At 66.1% G+C, this 22,793-nt stretch carries 22 protein-coding genes and 1 tRNA gene; 6 read left to right on the plus strand and 17 right to left on the minus strand.

Annotated features, from left to right (window positions below):
• Positions 1-22 precede the first annotated feature (22 nt).
• Positions 23-895, plus strand: a complete 873-nt coding sequence (panB, locus tag PS060_RS14700) for a 3-methyl-2-oxobutanoate hydroxymethyltransferase (RefSeq protein WP_273984197.1) — start codon at positions 23-25, stop codon at positions 893-895.
• Here panB and PS060_RS14705 read toward each other — a convergent pair.
• The 5 genes from PS060_RS14705 to PS060_RS14725 are packed head-to-tail and all read right to left on the minus strand — an operon-like array spanning position 892 to position 8,265.
• Complete coding sequence (locus PS060_RS14705; protein ID WP_273984198.1) at positions 892-1,869, minus strand: bile acid:sodium symporter; 978 nt, start codon at positions 1,867-1,869, stop codon at positions 892-894. The genes panB and PS060_RS14705 overlap by 4 nt on opposite strands.
• Before the next feature lie 46 nt (positions 1,870-1,915).
• Positions 1,916-3,406, minus strand: a complete 1,491-nt coding sequence (locus PS060_RS14710; RefSeq protein ID WP_273984201.1) for a tetratricopeptide repeat protein — start codon at positions 3,404-3,406, stop codon at positions 1,916-1,918.
• Positions 3,390-4,757: a PEP-CTERM-box response regulator transcription factor gene (gene prsR, locus PS060_RS14715; RefSeq protein WP_273984202.1), complete on the minus strand. Its 1,368-nt coding sequence runs from the start codon at positions 4,755-4,757 to the stop codon at positions 3,390-3,392. The genes PS060_RS14710 and prsR overlap by 17 nt, the downstream gene beginning before the upstream one ends.
• A complete protein-coding gene (gene prsK / locus PS060_RS14720) occupies positions 4,757-6,901 on the minus strand; it encodes an XrtA/PEP-CTERM system histidine kinase PrsK (protein ID WP_273984203.1) in 2,145 nt (714 codons plus the stop codon). Before prsK ends, prsR begins: the two co-directional genes overlap by 1 nt.
• A complete protein-coding gene (locus PS060_RS14725; RefSeq protein WP_273984205.1) occupies positions 6,880-8,265 on the minus strand; it encodes a TIGR03013 family XrtA/PEP-CTERM system glycosyltransferase in 1,386 nt (461 codons plus the stop codon). The genes prsK and PS060_RS14725 overlap by 22 nt, the downstream gene beginning before the upstream one ends.
• A gap of 189 nt (positions 8,266-8,454) precedes the next feature.
• On the opposite strand from PS060_RS14725, the gene PS060_RS14730 reads away from it, so the two are divergent.
• Positions 8,455-8,937, plus strand: a complete 483-nt coding sequence (locus PS060_RS14730) for a nuclear transport factor 2 family protein (protein WP_273984207.1) — start codon at positions 8,455-8,457, stop codon at positions 8,935-8,937.
• Positions 8,938-8,939: 2 nt separating this feature from the next.
• Here PS060_RS14730 and PS060_RS14735 read toward each other — a convergent pair whose 3' ends face one another.
• Positions 8,940-10,292, minus strand: coding sequence for a helix-turn-helix domain-containing protein (locus PS060_RS14735; RefSeq protein ID WP_273984208.1), 1,353 nt, complete (start codon positions 10,290-10,292; stop codon positions 8,940-8,942).
• A gap of 181 nt (positions 10,293-10,473) precedes the next feature.
• Here PS060_RS14735 and PS060_RS14740 point away from each other — a divergent pair, with 181 nt between their 5' ends.
• Entirely contained in the window at positions 10,474-12,072 is a 1,599-nt protein-coding gene (locus tag PS060_RS14740; protein ID WP_273984209.1) for an isocitrate lyase, read from the plus strand.
• 98 nt (positions 12,073-12,170) lie between these two features.
• Complete coding sequence (locus tag PS060_RS14745; protein WP_273984210.1) at positions 12,171-12,356, plus strand: hypothetical protein; 186 nt, start codon at positions 12,171-12,173, stop codon at positions 12,354-12,356.
• Positions 12,357-12,471: 115 nt separating this feature from the next.
• Here the strand turns inward: PS060_RS14745 and PS060_RS14750 are convergent, their stop codons facing one another.
• From PS060_RS14750 to efp, 5 genes are all read right to left on the minus strand, one after another.
• Positions 12,472-13,785: an amidohydrolase gene (locus tag PS060_RS14750; RefSeq protein ID WP_273984212.1), complete on the minus strand. Its 1,314-nt coding sequence runs from the start codon at positions 13,783-13,785 to the stop codon at positions 12,472-12,474.
• Between the two features lie 19 nt (positions 13,786-13,804).
• Positions 13,805-15,604, minus strand: a complete 1,800-nt coding sequence (locus PS060_RS14755; protein WP_273984213.1) for an SLC13 family permease — start codon at positions 15,602-15,604, stop codon at positions 13,805-13,807.
• Positions 15,605-15,706: 102 nt separating this feature from the next.
• Positions 15,707-15,791: transfer RNA gene (locus PS060_RS14760), tRNA-Leu, on the minus strand.
• A 135-nt stretch (positions 15,792-15,926) separates the two neighbouring features.
• Positions 15,927-16,745, minus strand: a complete 819-nt coding sequence (locus tag PS060_RS14765) for an inositol monophosphatase family protein (protein ID WP_273984215.1) — start codon at positions 16,743-16,745, stop codon at positions 15,927-15,929.
• Positions 16,746-16,755: 10 nt separating this feature from the next.
• Positions 16,756-17,319, minus strand: a complete 564-nt coding sequence (gene efp, locus PS060_RS14770) for an elongation factor P (RefSeq protein WP_069310111.1) — start codon at positions 17,317-17,319, stop codon at positions 16,756-16,758.
• A 168-nt stretch (positions 17,320-17,487) separates the two neighbouring features.
• On the opposite strand from efp, the gene PS060_RS14775 reads away from it, so the two are divergent.
• Complete coding sequence (locus PS060_RS14775; protein WP_273984217.1) at positions 17,488-17,910, plus strand: elongation factor P; 423 nt, start codon at positions 17,488-17,490, stop codon at positions 17,908-17,910.
• Positions 17,911-17,923: 13 nt separating this feature from the next.
• On the opposite strand, the gene PS060_RS14780 is transcribed toward PS060_RS14775, so the two are convergent.
• Together PS060_RS14780 and thiE are read right to left on the minus strand one after the other, a co-directional pair.
• A complete protein-coding gene (locus tag PS060_RS14780; protein ID WP_273984218.1) occupies positions 17,924-18,499 on the minus strand; it encodes a YdcF family protein in 576 nt (191 codons plus the stop codon).
• On the minus strand, positions 18,496-19,137 hold the full coding sequence (gene thiE / locus PS060_RS14785; RefSeq protein ID WP_273984219.1) for a thiamine phosphate synthase: 642 nt from the start codon (positions 19,135-19,137) through the stop codon (positions 18,496-18,498). Before thiE ends, PS060_RS14780 begins: the two co-directional genes overlap by 4 nt.
• Before the next feature lie 80 nt (positions 19,138-19,217).
• Between thiE and PS060_RS14790 the strand changes: the two genes are divergently transcribed.
• Positions 19,218-19,640: a hypothetical protein gene (locus PS060_RS14790; protein ID WP_273984220.1), complete on the plus strand. Its 423-nt coding sequence runs from the start codon at positions 19,218-19,220 to the stop codon at positions 19,638-19,640.
• Between the two features lie 6 nt (positions 19,641-19,646).
• Here PS060_RS14790 and PS060_RS14795 read toward each other — a convergent pair whose 3' ends face one another.
• The 4 genes from PS060_RS14795 to PS060_RS14810 all read right to left on the minus strand — a co-directional run bounded on the left by PS060_RS14795 (position 19,647) and on the right by PS060_RS14810 (position 22,745).
• Positions 19,647-20,531, minus strand: coding sequence for a fructose bisphosphate aldolase (locus tag PS060_RS14795; protein ID WP_273984222.1), 885 nt, complete (start codon positions 20,529-20,531; stop codon positions 19,647-19,649).
• A 122-nt stretch (positions 20,532-20,653) separates the two neighbouring features.
• Positions 20,654-21,106 carry a PaaI family thioesterase gene (locus PS060_RS14800; RefSeq protein WP_273984224.1) on the minus strand — a complete coding sequence of 151 codons (453 nt, stop codon included), beginning with the start codon at positions 21,104-21,106 and terminating at the stop codon, positions 20,654-20,656.
• A 4-nt stretch (positions 21,107-21,110) separates the two neighbouring features.
• A complete protein-coding gene (locus PS060_RS14805; RefSeq protein ID WP_273984226.1) occupies positions 21,111-21,536 on the minus strand; it encodes a YybH family protein in 426 nt (141 codons plus the stop codon).
• A gap of 3 nt (positions 21,537-21,539) precedes the next feature.
• On the minus strand, positions 21,540-22,745 hold the full coding sequence (locus PS060_RS14810; protein WP_273984227.1) for a phosphoglycerate kinase: 1,206 nt from the start codon (positions 22,743-22,745) through the stop codon (positions 21,540-21,542).
• Between the last annotated feature and the right edge of the window lie 48 nt (positions 22,746-22,793).

Here is a 22,793-nt window from a genome sequence, read left to right on the forward strand (position 1 = left end):
ACAGGCGCTAGACCCCCGGGCCATGTCCACGACCTTCCAGCTCGATACGAGCACGAGCCGCGCCAACCCCACCCCTGCCCCCATGAAGCGGCTGACCGTGCCCGCGATCCGGGCGCGCAAGACCGATGGTGTGACCGGCGAGCCGCTGGTGATGCTGACCGCCTACACCGCGCGGCAAGCGCAGATCCTCGATGCCCATTGCGATCTCCTGCTGGTCGGGGATTCGCTCGGTCAGGTGATCTACGGACTGCCTTCGACCGTGCCGGTTACCCTCGAGATGATGGCCAATCATGGGGCCGCGGTTGTGCGCGGGTCGTATCATTCGGTGGTGGTCATCGATATGCCTTTCGGCTCCTACGAAGCCTCGCCCGAGCAGGCCTTCGAGAGCGCAGCCTTCCTGCTCAAGCAGACCGGCGCTGCCGCCGTAAAGCTGGAGGGCGGCGCGGCGATGGCGCCGACCGTCGCTTTCCTCAACCAGCGCGGCATCCCGGTGATGGGCCATGTCGGGCTTACACCCCAGGCCGTGAACGTCCTTGGCGGCTATGGCGCGCGGGGCCGCTCGGATGCCGAAGCGGAAAAGATCGTCTCTGATGCCGAAGCGCTCGATGATGCGGGTGCCTTTGCCATCGTCATTGAAGGCGTGCTCGAACCCATCGCGATTACCGCAACCAAAGCCGTCACCTGCCCCACCATCGGCATCGGTGCCTCGGCGGCGTGCGACGGTCAGGTGCTCGTCACCGAGGATATGCTGGGGATGTTTGAACGCGTGCCCCGCTTCGTCAAACGCTACGAGGATATTGCCGGTGTCATCGACCGCACCGTGGCGCGTTATGCCGAGGAAGTGCGCGCCCGCAGCTTCCCGACGCCTGACCAGACCTACCAGCCCAAGGCCTAGGTGCCCCGCGCCAACCGCATCGCCAGCGGCGCGGCCAGCACCAGCTGGGCGAGGTGATAGAGCAGCAGCGGCGCAATCACGAAGCCGGCACTCGCGGGCGGAAACAGGATCGCGGCGAGCGGTGCGCCGATGGCGACGCTCTTTTGCGATCCGGCAAAGAGGAAAGCGATCCGGTCAGCGCGGGCAAGACGCATCGCCCCTGCCGTGCCCCACGCCGCTGCCAGCGCGGCGCCGAGCATCGCCAGCACCAGCACGCCAATCATCGCCCAGTCCATCAGAGTGAACATCGCGCCCAGCCCCTGCTCAACCGCCCCCGAAAAGGCGACATAGACCGCAATCCCGATCACGGCCCGGTCAAGCCAGGCGGCGGTGGCCTTGTGCGCGATCAGCTTGTCGATGAAGCGATCCTGCACCGCCTGCCCGATGGCGAAGGGCAGGACGAGGATCAGGAAAATCCGGCCTATCGCCTCGCCGCCGATGTCTCCGGCCGCGCCTCCGCCCACGAAAGCGAACAGCGGCCCGCTCACCAGCACCCCGGCAATATTGATCAGCGCCGCGCCCACCACCGACAGCGCGACATTGCCGTTGGCAAGGCTGGTGTAGGATGTTGCCGATTGCACGGTCGAAGGCAGGCAGCCGAGATAGAGGAAACCCAGCGCGACCAAGGGCGGCAGGAGGTTGTCCGCAAGGCGCGCAAAGCCGAGGCCGAGGAGCACCATTGCCCCAAAGACGAACAGCATCAGCGGGCCAAAGTAACGCCAGTTTGCCAGGCCGCGCGCGATTTCGCTGCGCCGGATCCGCATCCCGTTGACGAGGAACAAGACGAATATCCCGGCATTCGAGACCATCGTGGCCGCCGCGCGCGCCTCGCCCGCAGCGGGAACCAGCAGGGCGAGTGCCGTGGCGATCAGCAGCACCGCGATCATGGGGTCGGTGAGGAACGGAGGGCGCGGGGCTGCGGAGGAATTGGACATCGGCTTGCCCCTGCCCTGCTGCACACGGCTTGTCGAGAGCGGGCGCTTACCGCCCGGCCAGCGTGCGCGGGTGCACCTCGGCGAGCAGCGCGGCAAAGCGGCGCGCGTCGGCCTGCTGCCCTAGCGCCTCGGCGGCGCGCAGGCGCAGGCCTAGCAGCGCCGGATCGTGCCCTGCGCCAAGCCCGATGGCGTGATCGAGCAGCGCGGCCACTCGCGCCCAGTCTCCGGCTTGCGCAAGGCGCTGGGCCAGTTCCATGAGCGCGCTGGGTGTCTGGGTCTCGCCTGCGACTTGCCGGATCAGCAGCAGATCGGCAGCCTCTGCATTGCCCGCCGAGCGATAGGCCGCAATCGTGCGGCGGGCGAGCGGCCAGGGGCGGCGCGCTTCCGATGCGAGGCCATAGGCGGCGAGTGCTGCGGGCCGGTCGCCTGCGCCCAGCAGGGCATCGGCAGCAAGGCTGGCAACGTCGGCTGAAGCGGGAAAGCGCTGGCGCAGCGCATCGGCCTGAGCGCGCGCGGCGGCGCCCTTGCCTGCCAGCAGCGCGGCGCGCAATTCGGCAGTGGGCGGCGGCAGGCCATCGCGAACCGCCAACCGCGCCGCGATGCCACCCATCGGGCCATAAGCGCGCGCCAGCAGCGGCGCGGCGGCGGCGCGGTCGCCGCGTGCCTCATGCGCGCGGGCGACCAGCATCACGAGATAGGGCGATGCCTCGGGCAGCATCGCCTCGGCGCCGAAGCGCTGGATGACGTCATTGTGGCGTCCCCCCGCCAGCATGGCCCGAGCCAGCAGTTCACGCGCACGGGCATTGGCTGGCTGGCGCGCCACCAGAGCTTCAAGCGTGGCTGCCGCGCTGTCGGCATTGCCTTCCTCGAGGCTGATGAGCGCGTCGAGCAGCAGGGCCGCGGGCACTTCGCGTGCCGCCATGCCGCTTCGGGTGAGCAGGCTGCGCGCCAGACCATATTCACCCCCGCGCGCGGCCAGCACAGCCTGAAGCCACGGCACGCGGGCATCATCAGGCGCGACCTCGGCGAGCGCGCGGACGACCTTGAGCATCGCGCCGGCCTGTCCGGCATCGCCGAGGGTTGCGGCGTAATCGGCCAGAATATCCGGATTGTCCGGCGCGGCCTTGCGTGCGGCCTCGAACCATCGCAGCGCGTCGGCTGCGCCGTGTGCATCGCGCACCATCAGCGCACGCAGATGCAGGGCGGGCGCATGATCGGGGCCAAAGGCAAGCGCGCGGTCGGCGGCCTCCAGCGCCGTCAGATGCTCGCCGCCGCGCAGCCGCAGCCGGGCGATGGCCACCCACAGGTCGGGGCTTTCGGGCGCAAGACTGCGCGCCTCGTCAAGCAGCCGCGCGGCATCGGGCAAGGCACCGCGCCCCATCGCGGCGTCAGCCTCCCTCAGCAGGCGTGCGACCCCCGCTCCGCCAGCGACCATGCGCCCGGCGTCCGGAGCATCCTCTCCGCCCCAGCAGCCCGAAACGCCCAGCATCAGCACCACCGCGCCAAGCGCCGGCAGGAGGCTAGGCCTGAAGATCATACTGCTTGAGCAGGTCATACAGCGTCGGCCGGCTGATCCCGAGCAACTTGGCGGTGCTCGAGATATTGCCCTCGCTGCGGGAAAGGGCGTGGCGGATGACACGGCGGTCTGCCGCCTCGCGCGCGGCCTTGAGGTTGAGGACATCGGCGTCCTCGTCCTCACCCGCGCCGAAATCGAGATCCTCGGCGGTCACCAGCTTGCCATCGGCCATGATTACCGCGCGCTTCACCCGGTTTTCCAGCTCGCGCACGTTGCCCGGCCAGTCGTGCGCATCAATGGCCGCGAGCGCATCGGGGGCAAAGCCGGTCACCGAGGGGTTCATTTCGGCGGCAAAGCGCTTGAGGAACACCTTGGCGAGCAGCACCGGATCACCGTGACGCTCGGCGAGGCCAGGAATGCGCACAACGATTTCGGCGAGGCGATAGAACAAGTCCTCGCGGAATTGTCCGCCGGCGATCATGCTTTCGAGATCCTGATGGGTCGCGCACACAATCCGGGTGTTGACCGCAATCGCGCGCCTGCCGCCGACGCGTTCGATGGTGCGTTCCTGCAGGAATCGCAGCAATTTGACCTGAAGCGGCAGCGGGATGTCTCCGACCTCATCGAGGAACAGCGTGCCGCCATTGGCGCTTTCGATCTTGCCCTCGGTGGTCTTGACGGCGCCAGTAAAGGCACCCTTCTCATGCCCGAACAGCTCGCTTTCGAGCAGGTTTTCAGGGATCGCGGCGCAGTTGATCGCGACAAACGGCCCACTGGCGCGGTCGCTTGCGTCATGCAGCCCCTTGGCGAGCAGCTCCTTGCCCGTTCCGCTCGCACCCAGCAGCATCACCGATACGCTGGTCTTGGCGACGCGTTCGATCGTGCGTGCAACCTTCACCATTTCGGGCGCGCCGGTGATCAGGCGGCCGAGCACGGTCTTGTCGGCGCTGCTGGTGGCAACGAGGCGGCGGTTCTCTTCCTCGATGGCGCGCAGATTGAAGGCGCGGCGCACGATCAGGCCAAGTGCATCAATGTCGATCGGCTTCTGGTAGAAGTCGTAAGCGCCGCGCGCGATGGCAGCGAGAGCGCTTTCCCGCGCGCCATGACCGCTGGCGACGATCACCTTGGTATCGGGCTTCAATTGCATGATCGCATCGAGCACGGCAAAGCCCTCGGTGGTGCCGTCCGGATCGGGCGGCAGCCCGAGGTCGAGCGTCACCACCCCCGGTGCCTCGGCACGCAGGGCAGCGATCGCGCTGTCGCGGTCACCTGCGATGACCACCTCGAAATCGTCATAGGCCCACTTGAGCTGGGCCTGGAGGCCCGGATCATCCTCGATCACCAGCAGCACGGGCTTCTTGTCGGCGGGCATCACGCAACCTCTTCAATATCAATGGCATCACCCGCCTCGAAGGCAGCGAGCCGCACGGCTTCGGCGAGCGGCAAAACGACGGAGAAGCGCGTTCCAAGGCCAACGCGGCTTTCCACCGCGATGCGCCCACCCATCGCTTTCACCAGTTCGCGCGCTTCGAAGGCACCGATCCCGAAACCGCCCGGCTTGGACGAGATGAACGGTTTGAACAGCCCACTGCGCACGAATTCAGGGCTCATGCCTGCACCTGAATCGACCACATCAATCGCGCCGTGCAGGCCTTCGGTGGTGACATCGAGGAACACCGGCATATCCGGCGCGCTTACGTCGATCGCGTTCTGGACGAGGTGGATCAGCGCCTGTTCCAGCGCTTCGCGGTTGCCGGACACCTCGACCGGCACCTCGCGGGTCAGGGCGACCGGATGCACACCCTTGAACCGCTCGGCAATCCCGCGCGCAAGCTCGACGAGCTCGATCGGCCCCATCGCATTGACGTGGCCCGATCCATAGCGGCCCAACCGTGCCAGAAGCGCCGAAAGCTTGTCGGCCGAATTGCGCAAGGTGACCAGCATATCGGCGCGAAAAGCCGGGTTGTCGGCGTGCTTTTCGGCATTGGCGGCAAGAAGCGAGAGCTGGCTGACCAGATTCTTGATGTCGTGCATCACGAAGGCCATGCGCCGGTTGAATTCATCAAACCGGCTTGCATCCATCAGCGCCTGCTGACCGGTCTGCTCTGCCAGATAGCTCGCCAATTGCTGCCCGGCGACGCGCAGGAGATCGAAGTCCTCCCAATCGAGCTGGCGCGGATTGCGCGGGCGGGCAAGGACAACCACGCCGACCAGGCGGTCGAAATGGATCAGCGGCACCAGCGCCCAGGCATCCTCGGCTTCCATCAGCCAGGCCGGCACATGACTTGCCTCGCCATGATGCGACGTCCCGGCGCGTGCCTCATCGAGCGCAAGGACGAGGCTATGCTGTTCGAGCAGGCCCGACAGCGCGAATTCGCCGGCGACGGCCGGAACAGCGATGGTCTGCCAGTTCCAGCGCGCGGTCAGCTCCAGCTGCGCTTCTTCATTGGGCGTGAGCAGCAGGCCTGCGGGGCTTTCGGTGATGTCGGCGAGCGCCTTGACGGCGCGTTCTTCGAGGCTGGCGCTGCCCGGGCCGCTCCGCCCGATCGTGCGGGTAAAGCGCAGCCATTCCTCGCGGTAGTCATAACGGTGCTGGAACAGGTGCTTGGTCGCGGTCACCCGAACCCACCCGCGCAGTCGGCGCGAAGGCAAGGCAACCGCCGCTGTCAGCACCGCGATCACCACAAATACCGCCTGACTGGCGCGCGCCATGTCGCCGCCGATCAGCGCCAGCGATTTCGTCACCAGCACCATCGCCGTCAGGTAGCCACCGATCAGCAGCAGCGAGAGCGTGCGGAACGTCACCGCGCGCGACGGACTGAACTGCACGCGTGGCCCGGCCGCATTGAGGCCGAGCGCGAACAGCACAGCCATGATCCCGGCAAACAGCCCGCGCAGGTCGCCAAGGACACGCGGCATCGCACCGCCGAGATAGGCAAGCGTGTGCAGGTTGAGATCAAATGCGAAGATCCCTGCCAGCGCTATCCCCGTCCACCGCAGCGCCGGACGCAGCGCCACTGCTGCCCCGGCGTAGAGGTTGTGCAGCAGCATCAGCGCACCGATCGACACCAGCATATCGATCATCACCCGCGCTTCGAAGACGGCGCGCCCGACCAGCGGCTCGCTGCCCATACGATGCCCCACCAGCAGCACCACGGGGTGCAGCAGCTGCACCAGAACCAGCGCAATGATCACCGGGCGCACTGGTTTCAGGCTGGCCGCGCGGCCATCGGCGGCGAACAGGCAGAAGATCGTCGCCAGCAGCGCAAGATTGCGACCCATCGCCGCGATCACGGCGGCATAATGGTCCGGCCCCAATCCGGCCGACAGCGCGCACCACAAGGCACTCAGCGCCGCAGCCCCCATCAGCCCGGCTCGGTCAGGCCGTGCCCGCTCGCCATAGCGCCACAGCCAGGCAAAGGCGCCAAGGCTCAGCACCGCGCCCGCCAGCCACACCAGCGCGCCCGCCAACGGCGCAAGGCCGCCCAGCCAGATCACCGCGCGCCCTCCGGCCACAGGATCACCCGCAAGGTCTGGAGCAGGATCACCAGATCGAGGAAGGGGGTGTAGTTCTTGGCGTAGTAGAGATCATATTCGAGCTTGCAGCGGCTATCCTCGACCGACGCGCCGTAGGGATAGTTGATCTGCGCCCAGCCCGTGATCCCCGGCTTCACCATGTGCCGCTCGCCATAGAAGGGGATTTCCTCCTCGAGGCTTTCGACGAAGGTCGGGACTTCGGGGCGCGGCCCGACGAAGCTCATTTCGCCCTTCAAGACGCTCCAGGTCTGGGGCAGTTCGTCGATCCGCACCTTGCGGATGAAGCGCCCGAGGCGGGTGATGCGTGGATCGTTTTCCTCCGCCCACTTGGCCCCGTCCTTTTCGGCATCGGTGCGCATCGAGCGCAGCTTGATGAGGGTGAAGGTCTCGCCATAAAGGCCGACCCGCTTCTGCCGGAAGAATGCCGGCCCCTTGCTGTCGAGCTTTACCAGCGCGGCAAACAGCACGATCACCGGCAGGGTCAGGCTGAGCAGGATCAGGCTCGCGGTGATATCGAAGATGCGCTTGACCGCGCTTGAGAACATCCGGCTGCTGGAAAAGCCGTCGGAAAAGATCAGCCAGCTTGGATTGATCGTCTCCAGATCGACGCGCCCCGTCTCGCGCTCGATGAAGCTGGAGAAATCATTGACGTGGACGCCCTTGGTCTTGATCCGCAGCAGGTCTTTCAAGGGAAGCGCGTTGCGGCGCTCCTGCAGCGCGAGCACCACTTCGGACACGCCGAGATTTTCGACGAAACGGCCCAGATCATGGATCGCAGCGCGCGGGATGGCCTCTTCGACGACGCGGTTGTCCTCGCTCATGGCGATATAGGCGACGATGGCGAAACCGGTCTCGGGCTTTTCGCCCAATTCGCGCAGACGCTGCGCCCGCGGCCCGGCGCCCAGCACCATGACACGGCGGCGAAAGGCCGAGGAGCCGAGAAAGGAATTGAGCAGCAGCCGGTCAGCCACCAGCACCAGGATCGCCAAGCCCATGGTGTAAAGCAGGGTCGATCGCCAGAATATGTCGCTCGGGAAGATGAAGTCGATCACCGCCAGCGCGATGATCCCGAGGCTGATCGCCACCAGCACGCGCGCGCCTGCAAAGCGCAGGGATCTGAGCGCGTTAGGGCCGTAAACCCCGACCGCAATCATCGCCAGCCAGATCACCGATGCCGTGCCGAACAGCGCCAGACCGCGATCATCGAGCGCCCCGACATTCATGCCGATCTGATGCGCACGCCATTGCCACGCGACCTCGCTCGCCAACACCAGCAAGCCAAGATCGAGCAGGCCGAGCAGCAGCACGGCGTGCGGGATATAGTGCTTGAACAGGCGGATCATGGTGGGGGCAGGCCTCTTGCGCGTTGCCCTCCCTTCTAGGCGCGAGACCTTAAGTGTCGGTAAACTTTACACCCCTTTGAAACGGCGATTTTGAGCGTCTTTCGAGGGTTAACGCGGCCGCAAGGCTGGTCTCCTCCCGCCATTGTGGCACAAGGTCTTCAGGCGGGCATACGGGAGGGAGGCAGGCCAATGCATAGCAATCGACGTGAAGCGCTCGGACTGGGGCTGGTGATGACGGCAGCTCCGGGGGCCGCACTCGGTGGTGATGATGCGGCCTCGGCCGAAGCCGCACTGATGGCCTTCCTGCAGAGTTTTGCCGCGTGCGACCTGCCCGCGATGGAAGCCGCCTTTGCTTCCGACGCGACGAGCTTCAATGTGGTCAATGCCGGGACAGGCGATGCGGCGCCAGCACGCGACAGCATCAAGCGCACGCCCGGAATGCCCGAAGGCATGCGCCGGATCGCGCTGACCCTGCCGAAAGAGCGTCCCGGACCGCCTTTTCATCGCCCCGATCTGATCAATGACCTGATGGTGCAGGTCGAGGGTGATGTCGCGCTGTGCACCTTCCATTTCGATAGTCCCGAGCGCCTCGGGCGTCGCACGATCATTCTGGTCAGGCGCGCCGGAGCGTGGCGCATCCTTCACATCCACGCCTCCAACCAGCAGTTCTGAAGCTAGAACGATGGCCTCAAGCGCGGCAGATCGCTCGCCATGCGCGCCGGCGCAGGGGTGAGGCACTCGGCCCGACCGCAGCGCAGGCACGGCGTTCCCAGCGGCACGGCATCGGCAGGGTCGAGCGAGACCCCGCGCGCATAGGCCAGCTCTCCGGCAAAGCGCGCTTCGATCCCCAGCACCACCGCGCGGCGGGCGGAGCACATCACCCCGTCGCCATCGACCGTGCGGGTGATGGTGAGCCAGTGGCGCGGGGTCGCCTCGCCCTCGCTGAAGGTCACCGCCTGGGTCAGCACCGTGCCGGGGCGCTCGAAGGCACCATAGGGTATCCACGCCGGCCAGCGCGCGCCTTCGAGCGGATAGAGCGCGCCTGACCCACCGGCGGTGAAGCTCTCGAGCCGTCCGGCGCGATCGATGGTGGCCATGAAGAACGGCAGGCCGCGCTCGCCCACGCGCCCGAGCGTGGTGAGGCGCTGTGCCGCCTGATCGAAGCTGACGGCAAAGCGGCGTTGCAGCACCGCGAGATCATAGCCGGTCTGCTCGCAGGCCCGCAGGAAGCGGCGGTAGGGCAGCAGCAGCGCGCCTGCGAGGTAATCGGTGATGTGCTCGCGCAGATGTTCGCGCGCCTCGGACGAGGCAAGGTTGGCCCCGGCGACCAGCGTCTCGATCCCCTCGCGCATCTCCAGCGCACCGACCTGCCGCGCGATCTGGAAGCGGCGGGCAGCACCGGGCAGCATCTCGGACAGCTGGAGCTGGCGGGCGTGGAGATCGAGCCGGTGGACCTGCCCCGGCATCACCTCGGCCGGCAGAATGCGCACCGTCATGCGGTGCTTTTCGCGCAGCCGCTCGCCCAGCGCCGCGCTGATTTCCCCGCGCGACAGGCGCAATTCGTCGGCAAGGTCCTCGGCTGCGTGGTCGAGGTCGCTGAAGTGGTTCTGCCAGCGCTCGATTGCGCGGCGGGCGGCGGCAGCGGTGTCCTCGACAATGATGCGCTCGCCGCCACCCGTGTCGTAGAGCCGCGCGAAGGCGGCCGCGATCTGCGGCGCGGCGGCGAGGAATTCCTGCACTTCCTCGCGGTCGATCCCGAGATCGGCAAAGCGCTTGTCGGCCATGCGCCGCACGAGGCCATCCAGACCGCCGATCGCGTCATCCTCGCGCAGGGAACGCGGATCGAAGTCGAAGCGCTCGATCACCTGCACCAGCACGCGCGCAGAGAGCGGTCGCTGGTTGCGCTCGATCAGGTTGAGATAGGACGGCGAGATGCCGAGCACCGCCGCCATTGCAGCCTGCGTCAGCCCCTCGCGCTTGCGCAGACGGCGCAGCGCCGGGCCGGCGAGAAGATTCGAGTCAACCATGCCGTATTTGTAAATTAATTTACCGATTTACACAAGTTTTCGGGTGAATGTCGGCATAGCGACAAGATTTCTTGTAATTTTTTCTGTCATGCTGCGCCGCACCACGCCAAAGCCTGCCCAGCAGCGGTGCGAGTCTCTCCAACAGGCAAGCACCCCTCCCCAGGACGGACAGGAGAAGCACATGACCTACCAGAACACCATCACCCAGATGCAGGGTGTCATTGCCGCCAATGGGCCGAGCTGGGCCGCGATCGATCCCGAGAGCGCCGCGCGCATGGTGATCCAGAACCGTTTCCGCACCGGCCTCGACATTGCCAAGTACACCGCCAAGATCATGCGTTCCGACATGGCCGCCTATGATGCCGACCCGGCGCAGTACACCCAGTCGCTCGGCTGCTGGCACGGCTTCATCGCGCAGCAGAAGCTGATCGCGATCAAGAAGCACTTCGGCTCGACCAAGCGTCGCTACCTCTACCTCTCGGGCTGGATGGTCGCCGCGCTGCGCAGCGAGTTCGGCCCCCTGCCCGACCAGTCGATGCACGAGAAGACCTCGGTGCCCGCGCTGATCGAGGAACTCTACACCTTCCTGAAGCAGGCCGACGCCCGCGAACTCGGCATGATGTTCCGCGCCCTCGATGCTGCCCGCAAGGCCGGTGACGAAGTCGAAGCCAAGCGCCTCGAAAACGCGATCGACAACTACGAAACCCACGTCGTGCCGATCATCGCCGATATCGACGCAGGCTTCGGCAATGCCGAGGCCACCTATCTTCTCGCCAAGAAGATGATCGAGGCGGGTGCCTGCGCGCTCCAGATCGAAAACCAGGTCTCGGATGAAAAGCAGTGCGGCCACCAGGACGGCAAGGTCACCGTGCCGCACGAGGACTTCCTCCAGAAAATCCGCGCCTGCCGCCATGCCTTCCTCGAAATGGGTGTGGAAGACGGCATCATCGTCGCCCGCACCGACTCGCTCGGCGCTGGCCTGACCAAGCAGATCGCCTTCTCGAAGGAGCCGGGCGATCTGGGCGACCAGTACAACTCCTTCCTCGATGCCGATGAAGTCGATCCGGCCAACATCACCAACGGTCAGGTCTTCATCAGCCGCGACGGCAAGCTGCTGGCGCCCAAGCGCCTGCCCTCGAACCTCTACCAGTTCCGCGCCGGCACGGGCGAGGACCGCGTGGTCCTCGACTGCATCACCAGCCTCCAGAACGGCGCCGACCTGCTGTGGATCGAGACCGAAAAGCCGCACGTCGAGCAGATCGCCGGCATGGTCGACCGCATCCGCGAAGTCGTGCCCAACGCCAAGCTGGTCTACAACAACTCGCCCAGCTTCAACTGGACGCTGAACTTCCGCCAGCAGGTGTTCGACGCCTGGGAAGCGGCGGGCAAGGACGTGTCGGCCTATGACCGCGCCAAGCTGATGAGCGTCGATTACGACGGCACCGAACTGTCGAACGAAGCCGACGAGAAGATCCGCACCTTCCAGCGCGACGCTGCGGCGCGGGCGGGCATCTTCCACCACCTCATCACCCTGCCGACCTATCACACGGCGGCACTCAGCACCGACAATCTCGCCAAGGAATACTTCGGCGAGGCCGGGATGCTTGGCTACGTCAAGGGCGTGCAGCGCGAGGAAATCCGTCAGGGCATCGCCTGCGTGAAGCACCAGAACATGTCGGGCTCCGACATTGGCGATGATCACAAGGAATACTTCGCCGGTGAAGCTGCCCTCAAGGCAGGCGGCGTGCACAACACGATGAACCAGTTCGAAGCGGCTTGATTGGGAGAGAATCCCGGGAGGACTGGATAATCCGGCCTTCCGGGATGCCCCAAAGCCGCCTAAGGACACGCGGGTGAGATCACCCAGCGGAGAGTGACATGAGCGATACCGATACCCCCAAGACCGAGCCTGCCCGCGCCCGCGCGCTGCTTTCGACCGCCGACATGAAGCTGTTGCGCCGCGCACTCGAAAGCCACGCCCGCGCGACCGAAGATCGCGAAGAGCTGGCCAAGATCAATGCGCTGCACCACCGTCTCGGCACCTATGTGCCGTCGGGCGAGTAAGACGCGAATACCCGTTTCACAGTTCTCCTGGGGAGGAGAAACGGCCGCCGGAACGCCCCTTGCATGGGTGCGCTTCGGCGGCCGAATTTTTTGAACGCGCAAGGGAGCGCGGGACTTAACTCTTCTTGAGCAGATCGAGCGTCGCGGCCGTCAGCGCTTCGGTCGCGGTGGCAATCACCACCGGGGCATCGGGCGCCCAGAACGGGGAATGGAGCGAGGGCAGCGTGATCTCGCCCTTCTGCGCCTTTTCCCATTCCGAGGCGCGCACCCCGCCCACCCACAGGATCAGCGATTCCACATTATCGCGGTCAGCGCGGTAGAACTGACTGAAATCCTCGCCCCCCATCACGGCGGGCACTTCGAACAGCTTGTCACCGAAGCGTGGTTTCAACACAGTCACCACGCGCGCGGTCAGTTCCGGGGTGTTGAAGGTGGCAGGCACATAGGGATCGGCCACGCTGACGCGCGGCAGCTTGTCCTCGGGCATTCCCGCCGCAATCGCCTCACCCTTTGCGATCCGGGCGATCCCGTCGAGCAACTGCTTGCGCGCCGCATCGGAGTAGCTGCGCACGGTCAGCTGCAACCGCGCTTCGTCGGGGATGATGTTGTGCTTGGCCCCGGCCTGAAAGCTGCCGACGGTGACCACCGCCGAATCGGTCGGATTCAATTCGCGGCTCACCAACGTCTGCAACCGCATCACGATCGCCGCGGCGAGCACCACCGGGTCCTTGGTGGTGTGCGGATAGGCGCCATGACCGCCCACACCTGGCACCACGATATCGACCGAATCCACATTCGCGAGGGCAAAGCCGTTGGCATAGCCCACCTGCCCCGCCGGAAACTGGGCCGCATCGTGGAAGGCCAGCACGTAATCGGGCTTCGGGAAGCGCGTATAGAGCCCATCGTCGAGCATCGCCTTGGCGCCCTCGCCGATTTCCTCGGCGGGCTGGAGTATCATCACCAGCGTGCCCGACCACTGATCCTTGCGCGCCGCCAGCTGCTGCGCTGTGCCGATCCAGGCGGCCATGTGGGTATCGTGCCCACAGGCGTGCATCACTCCGGTCTCGGTGCCGTTTTGCGCAATGGCGCGCTTCTTGGAGGCATAGGGCAAACCAGTCTGCTCGATCACCGGCAGCCCGTCCATATCGGCGCGCAGCATCACCGTCGGGCCATCGCCGTTCCGCATCACCGCGACCACGCCGGTCTTGCCGACGCCCTCGGTCACTTCGAAGCCCAGCGCGCGGGCGCGGGCGGCGAGCTTGCCGGCGGTCTCGACCTCCTGAAAACTCAGTTCGGGATTGGCGTGGAGATCCTTGTAAAGCTCGACCAGCGCCGGCAGATCGGCAGCCACCGCATCGCGCAGATTGTCCGCCTCGGCTGGCACCGCCGCCAGAGCCAGCAGGCTCGCTCCCCATACCCATCGCAGCATCACGCTCTCCCTGCGAGCCTTACAGCCCGTACCACAGCACCAGCAGCACCGAGAGCACCGTAACCATCAAGGCCACCAGCGGCACCCCGGCACGCGCGTAATCGGCGAAGTTGTATCCCCCTTCGGACATGATCAGCAAGTTGGTCTGATAGGCAATCGGCGTCGCGAAGGAGAGGTTGCACCCAAACAGCACGGCCAGCACCAGTGGCTCGGGCGGCAGGCCCAGTTGCACGGCGATGCTATAGGCAATCGGGGTGCCGATGGTCGCTGCGGTCGCATTCGAGGCAAAGTTGGTGAGCACCGTCACGAACAGCATGATCGCCGAGAGCACCAGCGCAGGCGGCAGATAGGCCAATCCCAGCGAAAGCGCCTGCCCCAGCCATGCCGCCGCGCCGCTTTCGTCGATCACCCGGCCGATAGCGAGGCTCGCCGCGATCAACACGATCACCTTGGCCGAAAGCGCGCGGCCCACGCGGTCGAACTTCACGCAGCCGGTCACGAACATGATGATCGCGCCCGCCAGCGCCGAAATCGCAATCGGCAGCTTGATCGGGGCATAACCACTCGCATCAAACCACGGCAGGCCGAGCGATGCCGTGGCGATGGCGCCGAGCATGATCGCGCCGGCCAGCACCGCCTTCGAGCGCCGCGGCAGTTCGCGCGCACCCTCGAGCCGGAGCAGTCCGTCGCCCTGGGCAAAAGCCTGAAGATCCTCCTCGATCCCCATCACCAGCAGCACATCGCCGTCGAGAATCCTGAGATCGCCGTTCTGGCTATAGGTATCGCGCTCCCCCAGAACCCGATTGGGGCGGTGGATACCGAGCACAGCAACGCCATAAAGATCGGCAATCCCTGAGCCTGCAAGCGTGCGGGTGACAAGCCGCGAATCCGCCGTCACCGTCATCTCGACCGCGACGATATCCTCGCCCTTGGACTTGGAGATGCGGCGGATTCGTTCCACCACCCATGACGGCGCCAACTCGCCCTTGAGCGCGCGGGCGGCTTCTTCCAGCGCTTCATGGGTGCCGGATATCTGCAACCGCTCGTCGGGCTGAAGCGTGCCGGAGGGCGTGTCGTGGAAGGTGATCCCATCCGGAAGCTTGCTGCGCAGGCTCGACACATCGCCGCCCGCCAGCAGACTGCTCTCGCCGACCCTCAGATGGGTGCGGAATATCCGCAAGCTCTGGTCAGCGGCCTTGCTGTTATCCCGCAGCATTCGGGGCATGACGAGCCACAGATAGGGTATCGCCAGCAGGCCTGCGATCATGACGATGGGCGTGAACTGGAACACACCGAAGGGCTTCATCCCGATATCGGCGGCAATCGTGACGACAAGGATGTTGGTCGAGGTGCCGATGGTGGTCGACATCCCGCCCAGCAACACCGCCGTGTTGACCGGCATCAGAATCTTCGACGAGGCCATCAGGCCTTTGCCCGCAATCGCGACGATGATCGGGATCAGCAGCACCATCACCGGCGTGTCGTTGACGAACATCGACATGGTGAAAGCGAGCAGCAGCGCTGTCAGCAAACCGGCCTGCGGATTGATTCGGAACACGTTTTCCAGCATCCGGGCGAAAGGCTCGAGCGCGCCGGTCACCACCAGCCCGCGCCCCATGATCATCAGCGCGCAGATCGTGATCAGTGCCGAATGGCCGAACCCGCCGAAGGCCAGCGCCAGCCCGTCGGTCGGCTTGTTGCCTTCGAGCGGGGCAAAATAGAGGCCGACGCCGATCACCGCGATGGTCACCAGCGAGATGATCTCTTCCGGATAACGCCCGCGCGCGAAAGCGATGAACATCGCGACCGTCACCGCCATGGCGGCTATCGCGTGATAAGATGGTGGTTCCAACATAGGGTGCCGACGAGGCTAGCTGCTATCGGCTCAACGGCAAGCAGTTTGTCGCCCTGCGCTGCAAGTTGGTGCCCCTGGCCAGACTCGAACTGGCACATCTTTCGATAACCGATTTTGAGTCGGTCGCGTCTACCAATTCCACCACAGGGGCGCACCAAAGCGGACGGGCGGCTGTTAGCCCGGCTTGCGCATCGCATCAAGCATCACGCCGCTTGTTTCACGTGAAACAGCGCCAAATCGCGTTTCCGCGCGACAAGACCTGCGCAAAACCCGCCAAGGCGCGGGATTAACGCAGCGCGCCCGCCAAGAGCTTGTGCAGCTTCGAATGGAGCGCATCATTCGCCGCGAGCACCTGCGCCGAATGGATCTGCTCGCTGCGCCCGCGGAAGTCGCTGACGAAGCCGCCGGCCTCGCGCACCAGCAGGCAGCCGGCGGCGGTGTCCCAATCGGAAAGGCCGCTTTCCCAGAACCCGTCGAAGCGGCCCTGTGCCACATAGGCCAGATCAAGCGAGGCCGCGCCGAAACGGCGGATGCCCGCAACCTCCGGGCCGATCGCGCTGAAGATCTTGGTCCACTCGGCAAAGTCGCCGTGGCCGAAGAACGGCACCCCGGTCGCCACCAGCGCATCGGTCAGGCGCGAGCGGGCCGAGACGCGCAGGCGCGCATCGTGGAGCCATGCGCCGCGGCTCTTTTCCGCCCAGAAGGTCTGGTCGGTGATCGGCTGATAGACCACGCCCGCGACCACGTCGCCCCAGCCCTTGCCGTCGGGGCGCGGCTCTTGCGCAGCAATGCTGATCGCGAAGTGCGGGATGCCGTGGAGGAAGTTGCTGGTGCCGTCCAAGGGATCGACGATCCAGCGCGGCATCCCGGGGTCACCCTCGATCACGCCCGCCTCTTCCATCACGAAGCCCCAACCCGGACGGGCTGCGGTCAGTTCGTCATAGATCGTGCGCTCGGACCGCATATCGGCCTTGCTGACGAAATCGGCCGGGCCCTTGCGGGAGACCTGAAGGTGTTCAACTTCGCCGAAGTCACGCCGCAAACGCCCGCCCGCCTTGCGCGCGGCGCGCTCCATGACGCGAATGAGGCCGGAAATAGCTGCCATGTGCGTGTCCTCAGCCGGCCTTGCCGACGTAGGCCTGCTCGTAGACGTCGACGATGATGCGCGTGCCGCTGCCGATGTGCGGCGGGACCATGATGCGCACGCCGTTGTCGAGGATCGCGGGCTTGTAGCTGGACGAGGCGGTCTGCCCCTTCACCACGGCGTCGGCCTCGACGATCGTGGCTTCGACCTGCGCGGGCAGTTCGACCGAGATCGGCTTTTCGTCCCACAGTTCGAGCGCGACCTGCATCCCGTCCTGCAGGAAGGGGCGCGCATCGCCCAGCAGATCGCCCGGAAGCTGGATCTGCTCGTAGGTGTCGTTGTCCATGAAGACGAGATCATCGCCCTCGGCATAGAGGAACTGGAAGTCCTTCGTATCAAGGCGCACGCGCTCGACCGTGTCGGCGCTGCGGAAGCGCACGTTGGTCTTGCGGCCATCCTGCAGGTTCTTCATTTCGACCTGCATATAAGCACCGCCCTTGCCCGGCTGGGTGTGCTGGATCTTGGCGACCTTCCAGATGCCGCCTTCATATTCGAGAATGTTGCCGGGGCGGATATCGACGCCGCTGATCTTCATGGCTTCAGGCCTTTTTACGAGGTGGAAAGAGCGTGAGGCGCGCCGCTGCAAGGGCGCGGCCCCGAAAAGGATGCGCGCCCATAGCCGAGCATCGCGGGCGGGGCAAGCGCAGCACAAGCGTGGTTAACGCGGTGGCAGTGTTTGGCGCAGGATGATAAGGCCGCAGCCATGAAGACCCGTTACGTGTTCCTGCTTGTCGTCAGCGCTGCTGCTGCGGCCGCGCTTCTGCCCGGCCAGACCCACGGACAGGACCGCGCGGCCTCACGCCCGCAAGGGTCGGCCACGGCTCCGGCCAGCGGAATGCTCGGCATCCTGCGCCACGGCAACTGGGAATGTGCCCTTCCCGGCGACGCGGGCGGCGAGGCCTTCGTGCCCCAGCCCGCCGAAGCCTTCCGCATCGGCACCGCCTCCAGCTATGAAAGCCCGGAGGGCACCGGCATCTACCTGATGCGCGGCACCGAAGTCCTCTTCACCCGCGGCCCGAAGAAGGACGAACGCTTCCGGGTGCTGGGGGAAAACACCTTGCAGAAGCTCAACCCGGACGGGACACTGAGCAAGCTGATCTGCACCCGCGTGGGCGCGGGCGAGTAGGCGCAGAAGGCGTTCACACCCCCGCCAGCCAATGGACATGGATGAACCACACCTCCCGCGCGAGGAAAGGTATCTGCGTGCCGAGGCTGCGGTAGCGCGAGGTCGGCGTCGGCGCAGGAAACGCATCTAAGCCCTCGGCCACGGCCATCGCCATGGCGCGGCGCAGATGCAGGGGATCGGAGACAATCAGCACCGGCTGGGCGGCGCGCGGCCCCAGGATGCGTTGTGCATTGGTAAGGTTCTGATGGGTCGTTCGCGATTGATCCTCTCCCAGGATTTCCGCCCTCGGCACGCCGCGCGCGGCCAGATAGGTCGCGCCCGCCTCAGCTTCTGACACCCCATCCTCGGGTGAACGCCCGCCGGTGACAAGAATGCGCCTCGCCCTCCCCGTGCGGTAAAGCGTGGCCGCATGATCGAGCCTGGCGGCAAACACGGGCGAGGGCTGATCGCCAATCACCGCCGCGCCGAGCACGATGGCCGTCTCGCCGCGCTCCGCGCCGGAGATGGGTGGGCCGAGTGCGATCCACACCGCGACCCCGCCCAGCCACATGACGAGCGCGCCCACCCCAGCGGCGAGCCAGCGCTTCACCCCCGCATCACTTTGGCAAAAGCCTCGATCGCGGCGACCTCGTCCCCGCCCCACACGGCATGGCTGACGGCGAGGAAATCCGCGCCCGCCTCGATCAGCGGTGTGCAGTTGTCGGGCGTGATCCCGCCGATGGCGACGCAGGGGATTTCGAACAGCTGTGTCCACCACTGGAGCAGTTCAGGGAGCGGGCGTTCGGCATCTGCGCCCTTGTCCTTGGTGGAGGACGGGAAGAACGCCCCGAAGGCGACATAATCCGCCCCCGCCTCGCCGGCTTCCATCGCGAGGTGGCGGCTGGCGTGGCAGGTGACGCCGATCTGCGCTTCGCGCCCGAGCTCGACGCGCGCATCCTTGGGCGAGCCGTCGTCCTGCCCGAGATGCACCCCGTCGGCCTTCAACCGCTTGGCCAGCGCGACCGAGTCGTTGACGATGAAGGCGACATCATGCGCGGCGCAGATGGCTTGGAGCGGGGCAGCAAGACGCGCGGCCTCGTGGCTGTCGATGCCCTTCACGCGGAACTGGAAGGCGGTGACAAGATCACCATGCCGCCGCGCACCTGCCGCGAGCGCGCGTTCGAGCCGGGCGGGAAAATCGCCGCCCACGTCGAGCGGGCTGATGAGATAGAGCTGGGTCTGGGTCATGGCGCGTTTCGCTAATCGCTCTGGCCGCGCGTGTCACCTGTTCAGGCAGCACTCAGGCCCGCGGGTGCCTAAGCAGCGGCATGACAAAGCTGCTGCGCCACATCGCCCCCGCCCTGCTTCTGACCAGCCTCGCCGCCTGCGCGGTGATCCCCGATGCGCCGCTGGTCGAAGGCACACCCCTCGCCCAAGGCACCGCCGTACCGCTCGGGCAGCCGGTGCAGGTCGGCAGCGTGGTCGTCACGCCCATGAAGGTCGTCGAAGACAGCCGTTGCCCGATCAACGCGCGCTGCGTGTGGCCCGGGCGGCTGGTGGTGACCTCCCGCATCGACGGCGCAGGCTGGCGCGACACGGCCGACCTCACGCTGGGCGAGCCCTTCGGCACGCATGACATCGTGATCGCGCTCGTTTCGGGCGAGCCGGGGCGAATGGCGGGTACGGACAAGGAAACCCCGCCCGACGCCTATCGCCTTACCTACGAGCCGCGCGAGGGCGCGCCGCGCTGATCCGCCTCAGACGCTCGCGCTGGCGATCTGGTCGATCGCCTTGCCGAGGACGGTGTTGAATTCCTCGTCGCTCTGCTGCTTGCGCAGGTCCTGCAGCAGCCCGCGGCTGAAGCTCGCGATCATGCCAGGATTGTGGGAGAGGCGCGCGCAGGCATCGTCGGTCGAGAACCCGCCCGACAGCGCCACCACACGCAGCACCTTGGGGTGCGCGATCAGCGGGGCATACAGCCCGGCGGTGGCGGGGATCGACAGCTTGAGCATCACCTGCTGGCCTTCCGGCAGCGCGTCGAGGTGCTTGAGGATCTCGGCCAAAAGGATCGCCTCACCCTCGGCGCGCTCTTCGGCGGTGATGTCATATTCGGGCTCGATGATCGGCATCAGCCCGGCGGCGATGATCTGCGCGCCCACTTCGAACTGCTGGGCGACGATCGCGGCGATCCCGGCGGGGTTGGCTGATTTGATCACCGAGCGCATCTTGGTGCCGAACATCCCCGCCGCCACCGACTTTTCGAGCAGCGCGGGAAGCTTCACCATCGGCTTCATCAGCTGCACCCCGTCCGCTTCATCGGCGAGGCCTTCGTCGACCTTGATGAAGGGCACGATCCCGCGCGCCTTCAAGGCATCGCCGGTGGACTTGCCGTCCACTTCGCCGTCCATGGTCTTCTCGAACAGGATCGCGCCGATCACCTTGCCGCTGGAGAAGCAAGGGCTGGTGATGACGCGGGCGCGCATCGCGTGGATCTGGGCGAACATTTCCTCGTCGCCCGACCATTCGCTGTCGTCCACCCCGTAGCCACGCAGCGCCTTGGGGGTCGATCCGCCCGACTGGTCGAGCGCGGCAATGAACCCCTGTCCGGTGGCGATGCGGGTCGTCATTTCGAGGGTGTTCATGGCAAGCAGTCTCCAAGTCGCGAGAGGTGGTTCGGTTGCGTCCCTGACGGCTATGCATAGGTATGCATAGCCCCTTGCCAGCGCCCTTAGCGAGGGCAAGCGGATGCTGCAACCGCGAAGAACTAGCGCTTGGCGAGACGGCGGATGATGCCGGTGAAGCTCAGGGCGGGCTTGCCGTCACCCGTCACCAGCCCGCGCACGAAGATCGTCTTGCCGCCCCCGCGCGTCACTTCCCCGCGCGCCTCGACCAACGCGCCTTCGCTGATCGATCCGAGAAAATCGCCCGCCAGATTGAGCGTCACCGCATGGTCGCCCTTCAGCTCGTCGGTCGCGATGGCGAACAGCGCGAAGTCGGCAAAAGTCATCATGCAGCCGCCATGCATGAACCCGCCACCGTTCATGTGGCGCGCTTCGGCCCGGAAGGCGCTGACATAGGAGCCATCGGCCTCGCGCCGGTGGAAGAAGGGGCCGGAGCGGGTCTCGTAAGGGTCACCCAGCCAATATTGCCACCCGGCGAATTCGCCTTCATCCATGGTGGTCAACTGGCCGAAGCTTTGTTCGTTGGCGTCGCTCATCGGGTCATTTCCACAATTGCAGGCGGGCGATGGCAGGGGCAAGGCTGTCGTCCCCATCGAGCCGCGCGAGGCTGCATTCGGCGAGCTTCCATCCCCCGATCGTGCCTTTGCGCCACAGATCGGTGACAAGGAAGCTCCCGCTCCACGGCTTGCCGCCAACTTCGAGCGCCAGTTCCGCCCCGGCGACGAACCAGGCGCTCTTGCCATGAGTGCGCACGATCACTTCGCGGAAGGTGAAGCGATGGCACTGGAAGCCACGCTCGATCGCGGCGAGGAAGCTTGGGCGATCAAGCAGTTGCGGCGGGGTGCTGCCACACATCATCATGAAGTCGCGCGCCAGCAGCTTCTTCATCGCCTTGGCATCGCCGCCGACCCATGCGCGCATGGTGGTCAGCGCGAGCGCTTCGATCTCGGCTTCACTTGCAGCCATGGATCAGGCTTCGAGCGCCGCGACACCGGGCAGGATGCGGCCTTCCATCCATTCGAGGAAAGCGCCGCCAGCGGTTGAAATATAGGTGAAATCATCCGCAGCCCCGGCATGGGCCAGCGCCGCAACCGTATCCCCGCCGCCCGCTACGCTGATGAGCGAGCCTTCAAGGCTGAGAGCAGCCGCCGTGCGCGCCAGGGCGACCGTGGCGGCATCGAAGGGCTCGGTCTCGAACGCGCCAAGCGGCCCGTTCCACACCAGCGTGCGGCAGGTCTTGAGCACATCGGCGAGCGCTTCGACCGCGGTGGGGCCGACATCGAGGATCATCTCGTCAGCGGCAACCTCGTGCACGTTGCAGACCCGCAAGCTTGCCGGGTTGGCGGCGAATTCCTTCGCCACGACAACGTCATAGGGCAGGTGCACGGTGCACCCGGCACGCTCGGCCTCGTCCATGATCGCGGTCACCGTGGGGGCAAGGTCATGCTCGCACAGGCTCTTGCCGACATTCACCCCGCGCGCGGCGAGGAAGGTGTTGGCCATGCCCCCGCCGATGATCAGGTGCTGCACCTTGCCGACCAGATTTTCGAGCACGGCCAGCTTGGTCGAAACCTTGGCCCCGCCCACCACCGCCGCGACCGGCTGCTCCGGCGCACCAAGCGCGGCGTCGAGCGCCTTGAGCTCGGCCTCCATCGACCGCCCGGCATAGGCGGGGAGCAAGTGCGCCAGGCCTTCCGTGGTTGCATGGGCGCGGTGCGCGGCGCTGAAGGCGTCGTTGACGTAGAGCGTGCCGTGCGCGGCGATCGCCTTGGCCAGCTCGGGGTCGTTCTTTTCCTCGCCCGGCCAGAAGCGGGTGTTGTCGAGCAGGGCAATGTCGCCTGCGCGCAGGATGCTCTCGACCGCCTGCGCCACCACCGGCCCGGCGATTTCGGGGATGAACATCACTTCCTTGCCAAGCACCCGCTCGACATCGCCGATCACCATGCTGGTCGACAGGGTCGAGGAGCGCGCCCCGCCCGGACGGCCGAAATGCGCGAGCAGCAGCACCTTGGCGCTGCGACCTGCCAGTTCGAGAATGGTCGGCTTGACCGCCTCGACCCGGGTGACGTCGGTGGCGGAACCGTCCTTCATCGGCAGGTTCAGGTCGACGCGCACCAGCGCGACTTCGCCGGTGAGGTTGGCGGGCAGATCATCGAGGGTCTTGAACTTGGGCATTGGCTCACTCCGTTGACCCCCTCCCGCAGGCGGGAGGGGCCGGGGGTG

Origin of the sequence: Erythrobacter sp. BLCC-B19, from assembly GCF_028621955.1 — a bacterium.
Classification (GTDB): domain Bacteria; phylum Pseudomonadota; class Alphaproteobacteria; order Sphingomonadales; family Sphingomonadaceae; genus Erythrobacter.

What these genes read in the sequence shown, in the direction of transcription:
- PS060_RS14710 (WP_273984201.1), bottom strand. Translation starts at nt 3,406, where the DNA reads ATGATCTTCAGGCCTAGCCTCCTGCCGGCGCTTGGCGCGGTGGTGCTG.
- panB (WP_273984197.1), top strand. Translation starts at nt 23, where the DNA reads ATGTCCACGACCTTCCAGCTCGATACGAGCACGAGCCGCGCCAACCCC.
- PS060_RS14775 (WP_273984217.1), top strand. Translation starts at nt 17,488, where the DNA reads ATGAAGACCCGTTACGTGTTCCTGCTTGTCGTCAGCGCTGCTGCTGCG.
- PS060_RS14750 (WP_273984212.1), bottom strand. Translation starts at nt 13,785, where the DNA reads ATGCTGCGATGGGTATGGGGAGCGAGCCTGCTGGCTCTGGCGGCGGTG.
- PS060_RS14725 (WP_273984205.1), bottom strand. Translation starts at nt 8,265, where the DNA reads ATGATCCGCCTGTTCAAGCACTATATCCCGCACGCCGTGCTGCTGCTC.
- PS060_RS14810 (WP_273984227.1), bottom strand. Translation starts at nt 22,745, where the DNA reads ATGCCCAAGTTCAAGACCCTCGATGATCTGCCCGCCAACCTCACCGGC.
- PS060_RS14795 (WP_273984222.1), bottom strand. Translation starts at nt 20,531, where the DNA reads ATGAACACCCTCGAAATGACGACCCGCATCGCCACCGGACAGGGGTTC.
- PS060_RS14740 (WP_273984209.1), top strand. Translation starts at nt 10,474, where the DNA reads ATGACCTACCAGAACACCATCACCCAGATGCAGGGTGTCATTGCCGCC.
- PS060_RS14730 (WP_273984207.1), top strand. Translation starts at nt 8,455, where the DNA reads ATGCATAGCAATCGACGTGAAGCGCTCGGACTGGGGCTGGTGATGACG.
- PS060_RS14735 (WP_273984208.1), bottom strand. Translation starts at nt 10,292, where the DNA reads ATGGTTGACTCGAATCTTCTCGCCGGCCCGGCGCTGCGCCGTCTGCGC.
- PS060_RS14755 (WP_273984213.1), bottom strand. Translation starts at nt 15,604, where the DNA reads ATGGCGGTGACGGTCGCGATGTTCATCGCTTTCGCGCGCGGGCGTTAT.
- thiE (WP_273984219.1), bottom strand. Translation starts at nt 19,137, where the DNA reads ATGACCCAGACCCAGCTCTATCTCATCAGCCCGCTCGACGTGGGCGGC.
- PS060_RS14765 (WP_273984215.1), bottom strand. Translation starts at nt 16,745, where the DNA reads ATGGCAGCTATTTCCGGCCTCATTCGCGTCATGGAGCGCGCCGCGCGC.
- PS060_RS14800 (WP_273984224.1), bottom strand. Translation starts at nt 21,106, where the DNA reads ATGAGCGACGCCAACGAACAAAGCTTCGGCCAGTTGACCACCATGGAT.
- prsR (WP_273984202.1), bottom strand. Translation starts at nt 4,757, where the DNA reads ATGCCCGCCGACAAGAAGCCCGTGCTGCTGGTGATCGAGGATGATCCG.
- PS060_RS14705 (WP_273984198.1), bottom strand. Translation starts at nt 1,869, where the DNA reads ATGTCCAATTCCTCCGCAGCCCCGCGCCCTCCGTTCCTCACCGACCCC.
- PS060_RS14805 (WP_273984226.1), bottom strand. Translation starts at nt 21,536, where the DNA reads ATGGCTGCAAGTGAAGCCGAGATCGAAGCGCTCGCGCTGACCACCATG.
- efp (WP_069310111.1), bottom strand. Translation starts at nt 17,319, where the DNA reads ATGAAGATCAGCGGCGTCGATATCCGCCCCGGCAACATTCTCGAATAT.
- PS060_RS14745 (WP_273984210.1), top strand. Translation starts at nt 12,171, where the DNA reads ATGAGCGATACCGATACCCCCAAGACCGAGCCTGCCCGCGCCCGCGCG.
- PS060_RS14790 (WP_273984220.1), top strand. Translation starts at nt 19,218, where the DNA reads ATGACAAAGCTGCTGCGCCACATCGCCCCCGCCCTGCTTCTGACCAGC.